This is a genomic window from Actinosynnema sp. CS-041913, from assembly GCF_050942485.1.
GTDB lineage: Bacteria > Actinomycetota > Actinomycetes > Mycobacteriales > Pseudonocardiaceae > Actinosynnema.
The window spans coordinates 1342194-1357850 of record NZ_CP192037.1 but is presented as its reverse complement, the minus strand read 5'-3'; the positions used below and the strand labels follow the sequence as shown (position 1 = coordinate 1357850).

Genomic DNA, 15657 nt, shown 5'->3' with positions numbered 1-15657 from the left:
ACGGCCTCTGACCAGCCAACACCCAGAATTGTCGTACCCGTGCTCTACCGTCATCACCATGACGACAACCACGTACGAAACCGAAACCCGGATCGGCCCCACGACCTACCGCCTGCGGGCCTCGGCCGACCCGGAACTGTTCCTGGAAGTGGCCGGCACGGACACGTCCGGCGCCCTCGTGGCGGAAGGCAATCTCCGCCTGCCGGCGGACGCCGGCGGCCCCGTGGGCAAACTCCTGAGCCAGGTCCTCGACGCCCTGGGCAAACTCGGCGCTCCACCACCGAAGTCCGGCCGCCACCGCCCGGCCAACGCCAACCTGCCCTGGACCGGAGACCTGGACGAGGATCTACGCGCCACTTGGCTGGCCGCCCCACCGGGCACGCCGACCACCGACCTGATCCGAGCCATCGCCAAACAGTTGGAGCGCTCCGCCACCTCCATCCGCTCCCGCCTCGCCAGGGTGGGCTGCGATCCGGACATCGCGGGCCGGCCGCTGTCCCCGGAGGCCGCGCACCTGCTGGGAGTTCAGGGTCGGCATCAGGGCGAGTTCAGGGGCAAGCCTGATTCGGACGAGGCAGGTGAGGAGTGATGCTCATGGTGAACGCGTAGCAGCGAAGAGGGGACCTCAAGTGGAGATCACCGGCATCATCTCGGCCCTGTTCATCGGCGTGCTCACCGGCGGCCTGGGACGACTCGTCGTGCCGGGCAAGCAGCGGATCTCACTGCTGATGACCATGCTGGTCGGCATCGCGGCGGCCCTGGTCGGCACCTTCGCCGCCTCGGTCATCGGGGTGTCCGACACGGGCGGCATCGACTGGATCGAGTTGGCCCTACAGGTAGGCCTCGCAGGCGTCGGCGTAGCCATCCTCTCCGGCCGCTCGAAGATCCGTCAGCACCAGTAGGCCCCTCGACCCACTCTTCACAGCCAACCCTGACGACACGAGACCCACAGCCACAGCCAGCCAGTGCCTGACCGGCTGGACCCGGCCAAGCCAGGTCCAGCCCTGCCCGCTCCAGCTCTGCCCGCTCCAGCCCGACCCGTTTCGGTCTTGTCCGGTTCGGTCCGCCCCGCCACGGTCCGATCCGGTCCAGATCCGGTCCGGTCGGCTGCGCCAGGGTCAGGCCGTGTGGGGCCAGAGTCGGGTCGTTGGGCCAGGGTCAGGTCGTGTTGGGCGAAGCGAACCACCGCCGGTCCGAGTCCGGCCGCGCCGCGATGGCGCGTGACACAACAGAATCCGCCGCAGGGCGGTCTGGGCTGCCGAGCGCGACTGTGCCCTGCCGGGTCGGCTGCGCAGGTCACGCATAGAGTCGTGTCCGTGTTGGTGCTGCACGGCCTCTGCACGGCCGAAGGTCGGTTGGCGGTGTGGGCCGAGGACTCGCGGTTGCCCGCGCGGGTGGCGGGGCGGCTTTCGCGAGCCACGGTGGAGCATCCGTTCGCGCTCGACGGCGGGCCCCTTGCCGGGCTCGTCGGAGGTGCCGCGGGCTCGGCGGTCGGCACCGTGGCGGTGCGGTTGCCGTCCTATGCCTCCGGACCGGTCGGGTCTCCGGAACTCGTCCGGGATCCGCTGGCCGCGGCGCCGTCGCGGCGTGGTGCGGTGCGGTTGCGCAGTTGGCTGGTGCCGGTGGTCTGGGTGGACGGGGAGCCGCCGTCCGACCTGCCGGACTGTCGGTTCGGCGCGTCCGCCAAGTACCTCCGTGACGTGGTGGCGTTCGCCAAGGACCTGGTGGCACGTGGGCGTGTGGTGCCGGCGGTGGACGGGCATCGGGCCGCGGCTCGGTGGCGGGCCGCGCTGTCCGGGGTGGACGCGTTGCGGCACGCCGGTCTCCGGGCCGGGATGCCGCCCGCGTTCCGCGCCGCCGAAGGTGCGGAGGACGTGCTCCACCCTGTGCTCGACTCCCTGGTGGACGCCGAGGTACGGCGTCGGCTCAAGGGGTTCCGCACTGGCGGCCGTGGCACGGTCGGGCGGTGGCTCGCCGCGTTGGCCGGGTCTCCGGACTTCACGGCCGATCCGGCCGAGGTCGGCCGACTGCGGGCGGAGGTGGCCGAGTGGGGTGCCGGTGATGCGCGTGGCGACCGGGTGCGCACGTGTTTCCGGTTGAGTTCACCGGAACAGGGTGGTCCTGGCGACGACGGGTGGCGGCTGGAGTTCCTGCTCCAGGCCGTTGACGAGCCGAGTGTCCTGGTGACCGCCGCGCAGGTCTGGCGGCGGCGGGAGGCCGTGTTGCGGAGGTGGGTGTCCCGGCCGCAGGAGGTGCTGCTCGGGGATCTCGGGCGGGCCAGTCGGCTCTACCCGGCGCTCGACCGCGCGTTGGCCGAGCAGAAGCCGACCGGGATGGTGCTCGACGTCGGCGGGGCGTACGAGTTCCTCACCCACGCGTCGCTGTTGGCGCAGGCCGGGTTCGGTGTGCTGCTGCCGTCGTGGTGGCGGCAGCCCCGGCAGCTCGGGCTCACGCTCACCGCGGCCGGCCGGGGCACGGCCGGGGTCGTCGCCAAGGAGAGCGAGCTGGGCCTGAAGGTGCTGGTGGACTACCGCTGGGAGCTCGCGCTGGGCGACGAGCGGCTGACCGAGGCCGAGCTGTCCTCCTTGGCCAAGGCCAAGGCGCCGCTGGTGCGGCTGCGCGGGCAGTGGGTGCACGTCGACCGGAAGCGGCTGGCCGAAGGCTTGGCGTTCCTCGCCCGCGGTGGTGGTCAGATGTCCGCCGCGCAGGTGCTGCTGCACTCGGGGTTGGGGCCGGAGGACGCCGACCTGCCGTTGCCGCTCAACGCGGTGCGTGGCGAGGGCTGGCTGGGCGACCTGCTGTCCGGCGAGGTCGAGCACCAGCTCGAACCGGTCGAGCCGCCTGCCGGGTTGACCGCGACGCTGCGGCCCTACCAGGTCCGCGGGCTGTCGTGGCTGGTGTTCCTGGACCGGCTCGGGTTGGGTGCGTGTCTCGCCGACGACATGGGGCTGGGCAAGACCGTCCAACTGCTGGCGTTGGAGGCGTACGCGCGGCAGCACGAGGTCCGGCCGCCGACGTTGCTGATCTGTCCGATGTCCGTGGTGGGCAACTGGCAGCGCGAGGCGGCGCGGTTCGCGCCGGGGCTCCGGGTGCACGTGCACCACGGGGGCGAGCGGTCGGCGGTCGGGCTTGGGCGGGGGCACGACCTGGTGATCACCACGTATGCCGTGGCGACGCGGGATGTCGACGCCCTGGCCGAGGTCGGCTGGGATCGGGTGGTGCTGGACGAGGCGCAGAACGTCAAGAACAGCGCCACGCGGCAGTCGCGTGCGGTGCGGGCGTTGTCCGCTCGGCACCGGGTGGCGTTGACCGGGACGCCGGTGGAGAACCGGCTGGCGGAGCTGTGGTCGATCATGGACTTCGTCAACCCCGGTGTGCTCGGGACGGTCAACACGTTCCGCGCGCGGTTCGCCGTGCCCATCGAACGGCACCACGACGAGGACGCCGCCGTGCGGCTGCGGCGGATCACCAGGCCGTTCGTGCTGCGCCGGTTGAAGACCGATCCGCGGATCATCACCGATCTGCCGGAGAAGATCGAGGTCAAGCAGCTCTGCACGCTCACCGCCGAGCAGGCGTCGCTGTACCAGGCGGTGATCGACGACATGTTCGCGCGGATCGCCGAGTCGGAGGGCATCAAGCGCAAGGGTCTGGTGCTGGCGACGATGTCGAAGCTCAAGCAGGTGTGCAACCACCCGGCGCAACTGCTGGGCGACGGCTCACGGGTCGCCGGGCGGTCGGGCAAGGTGGCGCGCTTGGAGGAGATCCTGGACGAGGCGCTGGCCGACGGCGACAAGGCGCTGTGCTTCACGCAGTTCACCGGGTTCGGCGGGCTGGTCGTGCCGCACCTGGCCGCGCGCTTCGACACCGAGGTGCTGTTCCTGCACGGCGGCACGACCAAGAAGGCGCGCGACGAGATGGTGCGCCGCTTCCAGTCCGACGACGGGCCGTCGATCTTCGTGCTGTCGCTGAAAGCCGGCGGCACCGGCCTGAACCTGACCGCCGCGAACCACGTCATCCACCTGGACCGCTGGTGGAACCCGGCGGTGGAGGACCAGGCGACCGACCGCGCGTTCCGCATCGGCCAGCGCAACCACGTGCAGGTGCGCAAGTTCGTGTGCGTCGGCACGGTGGAGGAGCGCATCGACCGGATGATCGAGGAGAAGCGCGGGCTGGCGCAACTGGTGGTCGGCGCGGGCGAGGAGTGGCTGACCGAGCTGTCCACAGGTGAGCTGCGGGACCTGTTCGCCCTGTCCGGGGAGGCCGTCGGTGAGTGAAGGGCAAGACGACGCGGTAACCCGCCATGGACCGCTGGTGGGGTGCGCATGAGCGACTGGCACGGAGAACGTCCGCCGTCGCGGCCTGTCCGGGTCGAGGGCGGCCTGACGTTGCGCAGCAAGCGCGGTGACATCGCCCGGACGTGGTGGTCGCGGCGGTTCATCGAGGTGCTGGAGTCGTTCGGCATGGGTGGTCGGCTGGCGCGCGGGCGGACGTACGCCCGCAGTGGGCAGGTGATGAGCCTGTCGCTGTCCACCAGCCTGGTCGTGGCGTTGGTGGCCGGGTCGCGGCCGGAGCCTTACCGGGCTCGGGTCGGGGTGCGGAAGTTCAGTGACGACGACTGGCGCCGGATCGAGCACGCGTTGGCCGATCGGGCGGTGTTCGCGGCGAAGCTGCTGGCGGGCGAGATGCCGCCGGAGATCGAGGACGTGTTCGCCGAACTCGGGTTGGCGTTGTTCCCGGAGACGTTGCGCGAGATGTCCATGGACTGCACGTGCCCGGACTGGGAGGTGCCCTGCAAGCACTTGGCGGCGACCTGCTACCTGCTCGCCGAGTCGTTCGACACCGACCCGTTCGAGATCCTGGCGTGGCGCGGGCGGTCCCGTGAGGATCTGCTGGACCGGTTGCGGGAACTGCGCGACCCGATCCCGGCCGACGAGTCGCGCGAGGACTCCGTGCCCCGGCTGGAGGACCAGCTCGACACGTTCTGGCTGCGCCCCAAGACGCCGGCCGTGCCCGAGCCGGAGGAGCCGGTCGCCCGACGGCCGGACGCGATCCTGGACCAACTCGACCCGCTGACGGTGCTGGGGCGCTCGGTCACCGACGACCTGCGACCGCTCTACCGGAGGATCGCCGAGTCCTAGTCCGCGGCCTTGGCCCGACCACCGACCAGGGGGCTTCCGATCACCTGTCGGCACAGGTCGGGCCTCGTCGCGGTCAGACCGCGGCAGCGGCGTGGGCAGAGCGCGGCAAAGGGTGTGGTCAGACCGCGGCAGTGGCGGGCGTGGTCAAGCGGCGATCGGGCGTGGGTCAGCCGCCTGCTACTGAGGGCAGGATTTGGATTTCCGTGTTGGGGTGTAGGCGGGTGTTCGGGCCGTCGAGGCGGCGGCATTCTTCGCCGTCGACGTAGAAGTTCACGTAGCGGCGCAGGGTTGACCGCTCGTCGCGTAGGCGGCGGTCGAGCTGGGGGTAGCGGGCGGCTAAGAGGTCTAGTGCGTCGCCGAGGGTGGCCGGTTCCTCGACGTCCAGTTCCAGCTTCGGCCTGTCCTCGGCGGTGGGCCTCAGGACGCCGGGCAGCAGCACCACAACGCGCATCTCGGCCTACACCTCCGCCGCGCGCACGCACAGGACGTCCGGCAGGTGTTCGGCCACCCGGTACCAGCTCTCGCCCTCGTCGGCGCTCGCGTACACCTCTCCCGACCTCGACCCGAAGTACACGCCGGCCGGGGTCGCGGTGTCCACGCACATCGCGTCGCGCATCACCGCCGTCCAGAAGCCGCTCGGCAGGCCGGTGCGCAGCGCGGTCCACGTGGCGCCGCCGTCGGGCGACCGGTAGACGGCGCAGTCGCCGTTCGGCGGGAACCGGTTGCTGTCGGCCGCGAGCGGGAAGTTGTAGATCACTTCCGGTCTGTGCGGGTGCACGACCATCGCGAAGCCGAAGTCGCTCGGCAGGCCCTCCGCGATCGACTCCCACGTCCCGCCGCCGTCGGACGAGCGGTACACGCCGTGGTGGTTCTGGAGGTACAGCCGGTCCGGCGTGGTCGGGTGGCCGGCGATCTTGTGCACGCACTGGCCGTACTCCGGGTACGGGTCGGGCAGGAAGTAGGCCTCGATGCCCCGGTTGCTCGCCTCCCACGACGTGCCGCCGTCGAACGTCCGGTACACCCCGCCGGTGGACATCGCCACCGTCAGGCGCTGCGGGTCGCGCGGGTCGGGCAGCACCGTGTGCACGGCCTGACCGCCGAACCCGGCGCCCCAATCCGGCCGGTGCGGGTGGTTCCACAAGCCTTCCACCAGCGAGAACGACTTGCCGCCGTCGACCGAACGGAACAGCGCGGACGGCTGCGTGCCCGCGTAGACGACCTCCGGGTCCGGGGTCAGCGCCAACTGCCACACGCGCTCCACCGCCCCGTCGGACGGGAACGCGACGGGCGCCTGGTCCGGCTCCTGCCACGACTCCCCGAGGTCGTGGCTGCTCAGCACGCCGGGCCCGAAGTGCGAGCTGTCGACGCCGACCAGCAGGCGCGGCACCCGCGGGTCGATGGCGACCGCGTACACCTCCGCCATCGGGTGGTGCGGCCCGCGCAGCTCCCACGACTCGCGATCCTCACTCGTCGCGAGCCACAAACCCTTGCGGGTGCCGATCGCGAGCACGTGCATGGCGGCCTCCGGGCAGGAACTGAGCCTTCGCTGTGACGTGGAGCACGCTACGCCCGGGGTACGACAATTTCGCCCTCGCGGCGAATCAGCCGGATAAGTTACCGACTGGTAGCGTGCGCTGCGGACGAAGGGAGTAGGCCGGTGTTGTTCGATCCCCACAACTTCGACGGCGCGCACCTGGACCCGGAGAGCAGGCGGCTGCTGCGAGCCACCGTCGACTGGTTCGAGAACCGCGGCAAGCGCCGTCTCATCGCGGACGACCAGGCCAGGGTCTGGTACACCGAGTTCCTCGACTTCGCCGGGCGCGAGAAGCTCTTCGCCACGTTCTGCACGCCCCGCGCCGAAGCCGGCGGAGCCCCGGACAAGCGCTGGGACGCCGCCCGCAACGCCGCCCTGAGCGAGATCCTCGGCTTCTACGGCCTCCAGTACTGGTACACGTGGCAGGTCACGGTGCTCGGCCTCGGCCCGATCTGGATGAGCGGCAACGCCCTCGCCCGCAAACGGGCCGCCGACCTGCTCGACGACGGCGCGGTGTTCGCGTTCGGCCTGTCGGAGAAGGAGCACGGCGCGGACGTCTACTCCACCGACATGATCCTCACGCCCACCGACGACGGCGGCTTCACGGCGAGCGGCGGCAAGTACTACATCGGCAACGGCAACGTCGCCGGCATGGTCTCCGTCTTCGGCCGCCGCGCCGACATCGAGGGCCCCGACGGCTACGTGTTCTTCGCGGTCGAGAGCCGCCACCCGAACTTCAAGCTGGTCAAGAACATCGTGGACTCCCAGATGTTCGTCAGCGAGTTCCGCCTGGAGGACTACCCGCTGACCGCGGACGACATCCTGCACACCGGCCAGGACGCGTTCAGCGCCGCCCTCAACACCGTCAACGTGGGCAAGTTCAACCTGTGCACGGCCTCCATCGGCATCTCCGAGCACGCCTTCTACGAAGCCATCACGCACGCCCACAACCGCGTCCTCTACGGCAAGCGCGTCACCGACTTCCCGCACGTCCGGCAGAACTTCGTGGACGCCTACGCCCGCCTGGCCGCGATGAAGCTGTTCTCCGACCGCGCCGTGGACTACTTCCGCACCGCCTCCCCCGACGACCGCCGCTACCTGCTGTTCAACCCCATCACCAAGATGAAGGTCACCAGCGAGGGCGAGCAGGTGGTCGACCTGCTGTGGGACGTCATCGCGGCGAAGGGCTTCGAGAAGGACACCTACTTCGCGATGGCCGGCCGCGACATCGGCGCGCTGCCCAAGCTCGAAGGCACCGTGCACGTGAACCTGGCCCTGGTGCTCAAGTTCATGCCCGCCTACCTGTTCCACCCCGTCGCCTACCCCGAGGTCCCGACCAGGCACGACGCCGAGGACGACGACTTCTTCTGGCGGCAGGGCCCGGCGCGCGGGCTCGGCGACATCAGGTTCCACGACTGGGAGGCCGCGTACCGCGAGTTCGCGCACGTCCCGAACGTCGCCCGCTTCCACGAGCAGGCCGCGGCGATCCGCACCCTGCTCACCACCGCCGCGCCGGACGCCGAGCAGCAGAAGGACCTGGACTTCCTGCTCAACCTCGGCCACCTGTTCACGCTCGTCGTCTACGGCCAGCTCATCCTCGAACAGGCCCGGCTGACCGGCCTGGACGCCGACCTGCTGGACCAGGTCTTCGACGTGCTGATCCGCGACTTCTCCGGCTACGCGGTCGCGCTGCACGGCAAGGCGTCCTCCACCGAGGCGCAGCAGGCCTGGGCGTTGGGCCAGGTCCGCAAGCCGGTGGTGGACCGGGACCGCTTCGAACGGGTCTGGGGCCGGGTCGCGGCCCTCTCCGGCGCCTACGAGATGAACCCCTAGCGAACGCCGGGGTCGGGACGGCGCCCGTCAGCCGGGTGCCGTCTTGACTGGTGGCCCGCGCCGGGTGTTTGGTCGGGCACCGAGGCGAGGGGAAGGGGACGCATGACCGCGTCCAAGTCACTGCGGGCGCTGCGCGAGGCGATCGTGCTGGAGCACCTGGAGTCGGAGAACGAGCACGAGTTCGCCGCGGCGGTGGGCGCGTTCGACCACCCGCGCTGCGAGGTCGTCGCCACCGGCGAGGTGTTCGACGGGCCCGCGGAGTTCGCCGGGTACTACGCACGGTCCCACGCCGCGTGCCCGGACCAGCGAAGTCACCTGATCGAGTTACATCACGCCGACGACGCGGTGATCGTGGAGCTGACGCTCGACGGCACCCGCGCCGGTCGGCGGTTCCAGGTGGGGATGACCGCGTTCTTCCTGTTCGACGGCGCGCGACTGGTCGGCAAGCGGCTCTACGGCGATGCCCACGCCCCGGCGCTGACCGGGTAGCGGTCAACCGCCCCGGCCCGCTGCCTGGTAGCGGTGCGAGCCCTCGGCGTCGGCCGGGTAGCGATGGGAAGAGCCGCCACCCCCGTGGCCCGGGGGTGGCGGCTCGACTTCCGGGTCGGTGACCCGGTACTAGGTCAGAGCGGTCGGACCGTCTGCGCCTGCGGGCCCTTCTGGCCCTGGCCGATCTCGAACTCCACCCGCTGGTTCTCTTCCAGGGTGCGGTAGCCGTTGCTCTGGATCTCCGAGTAGTGCACGAACACGTCGGCGCCACCGTTGTCCGGGGAGATGAAGCCGAAGCCCTTCTCCGCGTTGAACCACTTGACGGTGCCCTGAACTGCCATCTTGCTACTTCTCCTCTAACAGGTGCCGGATCGCGCTTGCGACCACCGGGTCAGCTAGGGCGACGGCCCCTCCTGGCGGAGAAAGTTCGGCGCCCGCAACTCCGTTCCGCGAGCGTGGTGGAACACGAACACAGAAAGGTACGACCGAAGACAGTCAACCATGAGAGACCGCCGGCAGTCGAGCAACAGAATACGGCGAGTCGCACTGATACCGTGGGCGAGGAAGCGATCACAGGGGGTCTGCCATGCCGGAGCCGGTGCTGGTGTCCATCGCCGCGTCGCTCGCCACCCGAGCCGTCGCGAGCCTGTACGAACTCGTCCGGGTGAAGTTCGCGGGCGACCCCGTGGCGACCGCCGCGCTGACCGCCGCCGAGGGCGCGCCGCCGGACTCCGCGCAGGTCCACGCGTTGGGCGAGGCCCTGGGCCGGGCGGAGGCGGCGGACCCGCGGTTCGGCGAGGAGCTGCGCCGGGCGCACGAGCAGGCGGCCGTGACGCAGACCGGCCGGGTGACCAACCAGGTCTCCGGCACCGTGCACGGGAACGTTCTCCAGGCGGGCGACATCCAGGGCGGTGTGAGCTTCACCTGACCGGACCCGGTCCGGCGCGGGGCGTCAAGATGGAGTGGTGACCACGCTCCACCTGCCCCAGTCCCGGCTGTTGTTCTTCCTCCTCGGCTTGGTGGTCACGTTCGTCCTGATCAGGATCAGCGTGCGGATGATCCGCGCCAAGGTCCGCTGGTGGCCGGGCAACATCAAGCCCGGCGGCACGCACATCCACCACGTGGTGTTCGGCACCGTCTTCCTGCTGCTCGGCGGTGTGACGGGCCTCGCGGCCCCGGACGACGAGCACGGGATACGGGTGTCCGCAGCGGCGCTGCTCGGGGTGGGCGCGGCGCTGGTGCTGGACGAGTTCGCGCTGATCCTGCACCTGCGGGACGTGTACTGGTCCAAGGACGGCCGGCTGTCCGTGGACGCGGTGTTCCTGGCGATCGGCATGACCGGCCTGCTGCTGCTCGGCGCGCGCCCACTGGGGTACGACGAGTTCTACGACGAGGGCGTCTGGCTGCGGGTCGTCATCATCCTGGTGAACCTCGGCTTCGCCATCGTGGCGCTGCTCAAGGGCAAGGTCTGGACGGGCCTGCTCGGCCTGCTGGTGCCGGTGCTGCCGGAGATCGGGGCGCTGCGGCTGGCCCGGCCGGGGTCGCCGTGGGCGCGCTGGCGGTACACCGAGGGCTCCCGCAAGCTGCGCCGCGCCTACCGCCGGGAGGCCCGGATCAGGCAGCCGCTGATCCGGGCGAAGATCCGGTTCCAGGAGTTCATCTCGGGCCGGCACGACGACGACTAGTCGTCGAACCCCGCACTCAGCCACCGGTCGGGGCGGGCCGTGAACAGCACGAACGTCCCGCTGGGCGGATCCGTCTCGCCCGTGGCGAACTCGCGCGCGGCCTCCTCCGGCACGTACCGGCGCACCACGGCGAGCACCTGCCCGGTCGTCGGCGCACGGTCGGCGTCGACCACGGTGCACTCGGCCGTGATGGTCTGGAACGGCAGTTCGGGAAGCTGCACGCACACGCTGACCTGCCCGGCGCGCGCGATGAGCTTGGTCTTGCGCGCCTTACGCCCCTGCGTGCCGGTGAAGAACGTGATGAGCCCGCCCTCGTACGCGTAGAAGACGGGCACGGTCAACGGCGGCCGGCCGTCGTCGGCGGCCACGCTCAGCACGGCCACCCACGGCCGGCCGAAGAACTCGTCACGCACGTCGTCGGCGATCGGCACGGCTCAGCTTTCGTACTCGTCGCGGACGCGCAGCCACTCCATGGTGGGTGTCCGAGGCCAACCCTCCGGTGAGTCCTCCCACTCCTCCTGCCTGCCGTACGGCGTGAGGTCGAGCAGGTTGAAGTCCAGCCGCAGCCGGTCCACGCCCCGAGCGGTCGTGTAGTACGTGCGGAACACGTCGTCACCCACGCGGAGGAACACGCTCAGCCGGAACCCTCCGACCAGGCCGATCTCGTCGTAGAACGCCGGCTCGGACGAGTACCACGGCACCGTGTAGCCGAACCTGTCGCGCACGACGCCGATCTCGTCCTGGGGCGCGCGGGACATCAGGATCAGCCTGGTGTCCCGGACGTTGAGGTGGGACTGGTCGGCGATGTTGTCGGTGAACGACGTGCAGCCGGGGCACAGCCAGTCCTGGCCCGGTTCGAGCATGTGGTGGTAGACGACGAGCTGTCGACGTCCCGCGAACAGGTCGAGCAGGCCCACGGGCGTGCCGTCGGGGGCGACGAACCGGTGGTCCGCCGACACCCGCGCCATCGGGAGCCGGCGGCGGGCCGCGGCCAGCGCGTCCAGTGCTCTGGTCTGCTCCTTCTCCTTGACCAGCAGTTCGTCCAAGGCAGCCTGCCACTCGTCGGCCGACACCACGTTCGGGTGGTTCACGTCCGCACACCTCCGTTGAGTTCCCTGAGGGGACCGTAACAGGTTTAGTTCCCTCAGGGAACTTAACCGGGTAGGATCCACCACGTGCAGCGGACGAACTTCGGAGAGATGGCGTGCTCGATCGCACGCACCATGGACGTCATCGGCGAACCGTGGTCACCGCTCGTCCTGCGCAACGTCTACGTGGGCATCAACCGCTTCGACCAGATCCAGCAGCAGCTCGGCATCTCCCGCAAGGTGCTCGCCGAACGCCTCCGCTGGCTGGTCGAGCAGCAGGTCCTGGAACGCCGCGAGTACGCCGCCAACCGCCACGAGTACGCGCTGACCGACCGCGGCCTGGAACTCGTCGACGTGCTCATGGTGATGGTCAGGTGGGGCGACAAGTGGCTGGCGGGCGAGGCCGGCCCGCCCGTGCTCTACCGCCACCACGCGTGCGGCGGGATCGGCCACGCGACCCTGGCGTGCTCGGCCTGCGGTCGGCCCATGGGGGCCGCCGACATCGACGTCCTGCCCGGTCCGGGCGCTAGCTGACGACGATCCCCAACTCGTCGCAGTCCGCCGCCACATCGCCCGCGCACAGGTCGGCCGACTTGACCACGCTCTGCGCGACCAGCGCCCGCACGTTGTCGCGCATGACCAGGTCCGCGCCCAGCAGCACCGACTTCACGTCCCGCCGCGACACCAGGTCCCGGGTGTTGCCGGTGGCCAGGTCGTCCGCGCCGCTGATGTCGCCGCGCGCCACGGCGATCGCCAGCCGCGCCGCCGCCTGGGCCTCGTCCCGGATCGGCTTGTGGATCGTCATGCACTGGTCGCCGCGCAGCACCGCGCGCAGCCCTGCCAGCGTGGCGTCCTGCCCGGTGACCGGAACGCGTCCCGCGAGCCCCTTGTCCTTGAGCACCTCGATCACCGCGCCCGCCAGCGCGTCGTTGGCCGCGACCACGCCGTCGACCTTGCCCCCGTTGCTGTTGAGGATCTGCTCGAAGACGCCCTTGCCCAGCACCGGATCCCACCTGTCGATGGCCTGGCTCTTCACCAGGCGCAGCGCGCTGCTGTCGTACATCGGGCCGAGCTTGCGGCGCTGCCCGTCGGCGAACAGGGTCGCGTTGTTGTCCGTCGGCGAGCCCTGGATCTCGATGATCTGCGCGCCCGGCTTGACGGCGCCCAGGCACTGCAACAGGCCCTCGGCCTGGAGTTCGCCCACGTTCAGGTTGTCGAACGACACGTAGTAGTCGGCCGTGCCGCCCAGGCTGATCCGGTCGTAGTTGATCACCGGGATGCCCGCCTGCTTGGCCTTGCGCTCGACCGTCGCGCCGCCCTCGGTGCTCAGCGGCGTGGTCATGAGCACGTCCACGCCGCGCTCGATCATCTCGTCGGCGATGCTGGAGAACTTCGCCTCGTCGCCGTCCGCGTTCTCGATCAACGGCTCGATGCCCGCGACGGTGAACGCCGAGGCGAGCATCGGCCGGTCCTGCTCCTCCCACCGGGTGGACGACTCGCGGTCGGGCAGGATCACGCCGACGACCGGCTTGTCGCCCGACGCGGCGGTCCCCGGCGACTGCGCGTCGCCCTTGCCGCCGCAGGACGTGACGAACAGGACGAGCACAGCGCAGGACGCCGCTCCGCGTAGTCTTCGCATTCGCCAACCCCCTGCACGGACCGGACGCCCGTAGACCGCGAAAATCGGATTGTGCGGATTTCATCCCCCGCGGAGCGGCTTCGTCAAGACGTAGCAACGACCCAGCGCCGAATGGTCCGCGCCAATGGGCGTATTGACCTCCCTGGGACATCGAAGCTGCTGGCAGGGTCGTTACCAAAGCGCGAAAAAGTCACGCTCCGCGCACCTTCGGCTACGGTCCCGACTGACTACGAACGACGGCTGACCACCAGGTCTTTTCTGTGTCAGGGTGTCGCCCGACCCAAACCCTGACCGGGTGTGAGGAGACAGCGTGAGAACACGCAGATTCGTTCCGTCGGCACTCGTGGTGGCGACCACCGCGGCTTTGCTGGCGGCGGGAACCCAACCCGCCGCCGGGCAGGGCGAGACCGCCGACTTCACCGTCGTCGTGGAGGAAGGCGCGAACGCCGCCGCGGCACGGGCCGCGGTGACCGCCGCCGGTGGCCGGATCACCGGCGAGAACAGCGCCGTGGGCACCTTGACCGTGACGGCCCCGGCAGCGGGCTTCGTGCAGCGCGTCTCCGCCTCCGACGCGGTGCTCGGCGCGGCCCCGGTGAAACCCATCGGCGCGGCCCCCCGGGGCAACGGCCCCGGCAACCGCGAGTGGAACGTGGTCGAGCGGGAACACCTGAACGCCGCCAACCCCAGCCCCGTCACCGCCGACAAGAAGCCCGCGACCGCCGGCATGGACCCGTTGGACGACGGCCTGTGGGGCCTGAAACTGGTCCGCTCCGACATGGCCCGCGCTCGCCAGTCCGGCGACAAGCGCGTCTACGTGGGCATCCTCGACACCGGCGTGGACGGCAACCACCCGGACATCGCACCCAACTTCAACCGCGAGCTGTCCCGGAACTTCACCATCGACCTCCCCGCCGACCCCGAGGGCAACGAGGTCGACGGCCCGTGCGAGTTCCGCGGCTGCGTGGACCCGGCCGACCACGACGACAACGGCCACGGCACCCACGTGGCAGGCACCATCGGCGCGGCGGCGAACGGCTTCGGCATCTCCGGCGTCGCCCCGAACGTGTCCCTGGTGAACATCCGAGGCGCCCAGGACTCGGGCTACTTCTTCCTCCAGCCGGTCGTGGACGCGATCACGTACGGAGCCGACGCGGGCCTCGACGTGATCAACATGTCGTTCTACCTCGACCCGTGGTACATGAACTGCACCAACAACCCGGCCGACAGCCCCGAGGCCAAACTGGCACAACGCGCCACCGTCACCGCCGTCCAGCGCGCCCTGAACTACGCACACCGCAAGGGCGTCACCCTCATCGGCTCGGGCGGCAACAACCACGAGGACCTGGGCAACCCACGCTCGGACACCCGCAGCCCGAACTACCCGGTCGAGACGGCCTACACCCGCACCATCGACAACAACACCTGCCTGGTCCTCCCGACGGAGGGCAACCACGTCATCTCGATCTCGGCCCTGGGCCCGTCGACCCTGAAGGCCGACTACTCCAACTACGGCACGGAGCAAACCGAACTGTCCGCCCCCGGCGGCTACTTCCGCGACGGTCTGGGCACCCCTTGGTACCGGACCAACGAAAACCTGATCCGATCAACCTACCCCCGCAACGTGGCCTTTGACGAAGACAACATCGACGCGGACGGCAACCTGACCCAAAAGGGCATCGACGCCGGAGTCGTGAAGTACTGCGAGGGCACAACCTGCGCCTACTACCAGTACCTACAGGGCACGTCCATGGCGTCGCCACACGCGACCGGCGTCGCGGCATTGGTGGTCAGCCAGTACGGCAAGAAGGACAAGGCCCACCCCGGAACCTTGACCCTGTCCCCGGACAAGGTCGAAAAGGTCCTGATCAAAACGGCCACCCAACGCCCTTGCCCGTCGCCACGAACAGTGTCGTACGAAAACGTCGACCGTTCACCCGAATACACGGCGACATGCGTCGGCGACACCAAGTTCAACGGCTTCTATGGCCACGGCATCGTTGACGCCTACGGAGCAGTAACCAGAGGCGGCAACCACATCTAACAGAACCAACCACGCGCGCCCCACACCCGAAGCCACGGCGCGCGCAGCGCCACACCTCCCGGTGGGCTGCGTGTCATCCCCGTATGGCCTGCCCGCAGGGAACCGCGCTTGTCCTGGGAATGCAAGCACGCTTTTCGCTTGCATTCCCAGGACAAGGGTGGTTGTCTTTTGACCAGGACATGCGGGGATGGCACGACGCCCGAGTCTTGC

At 70.0% G+C, this 15657-nt stretch carries 16 protein-coding genes; 10 read left to right on the top strand and 6 right to left on the bottom strand.

Going from position 1 to position 15657, the window contains the following annotated elements; all coding sequences use genetic code 11:
* Positions 1-58: 58 nt before the first annotated feature.
* From ACQPZF_RS06715 to ACQPZF_RS06700, 4 genes are all read left to right on the top strand, one after another.
* On the top strand, positions 59-589 hold the full coding sequence (locus ACQPZF_RS06715) for a hypothetical protein (RefSeq protein WP_433269352.1): 531 nt from the start codon (positions 59-61) through the stop codon (positions 587-589).
* A gap of 40 nt (positions 590-629) precedes the next feature.
* A complete protein-coding gene (locus tag ACQPZF_RS06710) occupies positions 630-902 on the top strand; it encodes a GlsB/YeaQ/YmgE family stress response membrane protein (RefSeq protein ID WP_433269350.1) in 273 nt (90 codons plus the stop codon).
* Positions 903-1316: 414 nt separating this feature from the next.
* Positions 1317-4274: a DEAD/DEAH box helicase gene (locus ACQPZF_RS06705; RefSeq protein WP_433269348.1), complete on the top strand. Its 2958-nt coding sequence runs from the start codon at positions 1317-1319 to the stop codon at positions 4272-4274.
* A gap of 48 nt (positions 4275-4322) precedes the next feature.
* Positions 4323-5138, top strand: a complete 816-nt coding sequence (locus ACQPZF_RS06700; protein WP_433269346.1) for an SWIM zinc finger family protein — start codon at positions 4323-4325, stop codon at positions 5136-5138.
* 166 nt (positions 5139-5304) lie between these two features.
* Here the strand turns inward: ACQPZF_RS06700 and ACQPZF_RS06695 are convergent, their stop codons facing one another.
* Both ACQPZF_RS06695 and ACQPZF_RS06690 read right to left on the bottom strand, forming a co-directional pair.
* Positions 5305-5589 carry a MoaD/ThiS family protein gene (locus ACQPZF_RS06695; protein WP_433269344.1) on the bottom strand — a complete coding sequence of 95 codons (285 nt, stop codon included), beginning with the start codon at positions 5587-5589 and terminating at the stop codon, positions 5305-5307.
* 6 nt (positions 5590-5595) lie between these two features.
* Complete coding sequence (locus ACQPZF_RS06690; protein WP_433269342.1) at positions 5596-6654, bottom strand: WD40/YVTN/BNR-like repeat-containing protein; 1059 nt, start codon at positions 6652-6654, stop codon at positions 5596-5598.
* 141 nt (positions 6655-6795) lie between these two features.
* On the opposite strand from ACQPZF_RS06690, the gene ACQPZF_RS06685 reads away from it, so the two are divergent.
* Together ACQPZF_RS06685 and ACQPZF_RS06680 are read left to right on the top strand one after the other, a co-directional pair.
* Positions 6796-8505, top strand: a complete 1710-nt coding sequence (locus ACQPZF_RS06685; RefSeq protein ID WP_433269340.1) for an acyl-CoA dehydrogenase — start codon at positions 6796-6798, stop codon at positions 8503-8505.
* Between the two features lie 102 nt (positions 8506-8607).
* Positions 8608-8994 (top strand): nuclear transport factor 2 family protein, encoded by a 387-nt coding sequence (locus ACQPZF_RS06680; RefSeq protein ID WP_433269338.1) that lies wholly within the window; start codon positions 8608-8610, stop codon positions 8992-8994.
* 134 nt (positions 8995-9128) lie between these two features.
* On the opposite strand, the gene cspE is transcribed toward ACQPZF_RS06680, so the two are convergent.
* Positions 9129-9335, bottom strand: coding sequence for a transcription antiterminator/RNA stability regulator CspE (cspE, locus tag ACQPZF_RS06675; protein ID WP_053717138.1), 207 nt, complete (start codon positions 9333-9335; stop codon positions 9129-9131).
* A 245-nt stretch (positions 9336-9580) separates the two neighbouring features.
* On the opposite strand from cspE, the gene ACQPZF_RS06670 reads away from it, so the two are divergent.
* Positions 9581-9922, top strand: coding sequence for a hypothetical protein (locus ACQPZF_RS06670; protein ID WP_433269336.1), 342 nt, complete (start codon positions 9581-9583; stop codon positions 9920-9922).
* A 37-nt stretch (positions 9923-9959) separates the two neighbouring features.
* Positions 9960-10679, top strand: coding sequence for a hypothetical protein (locus ACQPZF_RS06665; RefSeq protein WP_433269334.1), 720 nt, complete (start codon positions 9960-9962; stop codon positions 10677-10679).
* On the opposite strand, the gene ACQPZF_RS06660 is transcribed toward ACQPZF_RS06665, so the two are convergent.
* Together ACQPZF_RS06660 and ACQPZF_RS06655 are read right to left on the bottom strand one after the other, a co-directional pair.
* The gene (locus tag ACQPZF_RS06660) at positions 10676-11110 is read right to left on the bottom strand and encodes a hypothetical protein (protein WP_433269332.1); all 435 of its coding nucleotides are present in this window, start codon (positions 11108-11110) and stop codon (positions 10676-10678) included. The genes ACQPZF_RS06665 and ACQPZF_RS06660 overlap by 4 nt on opposite strands.
* Positions 11111-11113: 3 nt before the next feature.
* Entirely contained in the window at positions 11114-11770 is a 657-nt protein-coding gene (locus ACQPZF_RS06655) for a DUF899 family protein (protein WP_433269330.1), read from the bottom strand.
* A gap of 84 nt (positions 11771-11854) precedes the next feature.
* On the opposite strand from ACQPZF_RS06655, the gene ACQPZF_RS06650 reads away from it, so the two are divergent.
* A complete protein-coding gene (locus tag ACQPZF_RS06650; protein ID WP_433269328.1) occupies positions 11855-12301 on the top strand; it encodes a winged helix-turn-helix transcriptional regulator in 447 nt (148 codons plus the stop codon).
* Here the strand turns inward: ACQPZF_RS06650 and ACQPZF_RS06645 are convergent.
* Entirely contained in the window at positions 12294-13406 is a 1113-nt protein-coding gene (locus ACQPZF_RS06645) for a sugar ABC transporter substrate-binding protein (protein ID WP_433269326.1), read from the bottom strand. The genes ACQPZF_RS06650 and ACQPZF_RS06645 overlap by 8 nt on opposite strands.
* Positions 13407-13716: 310 nt before the next feature.
* Here ACQPZF_RS06645 and ACQPZF_RS06640 point away from each other — a divergent pair, with 310 nt between their 5' ends.
* The gene (locus ACQPZF_RS06640; RefSeq protein ID WP_433269324.1) at positions 13717-15447 is read left to right on the top strand and encodes a S8 family serine peptidase; all 1731 of its coding nucleotides are present in this window, start codon (positions 13717-13719) and stop codon (positions 15445-15447) included.
* Positions 15448-15657: the final 210 nt, after the last annotated feature.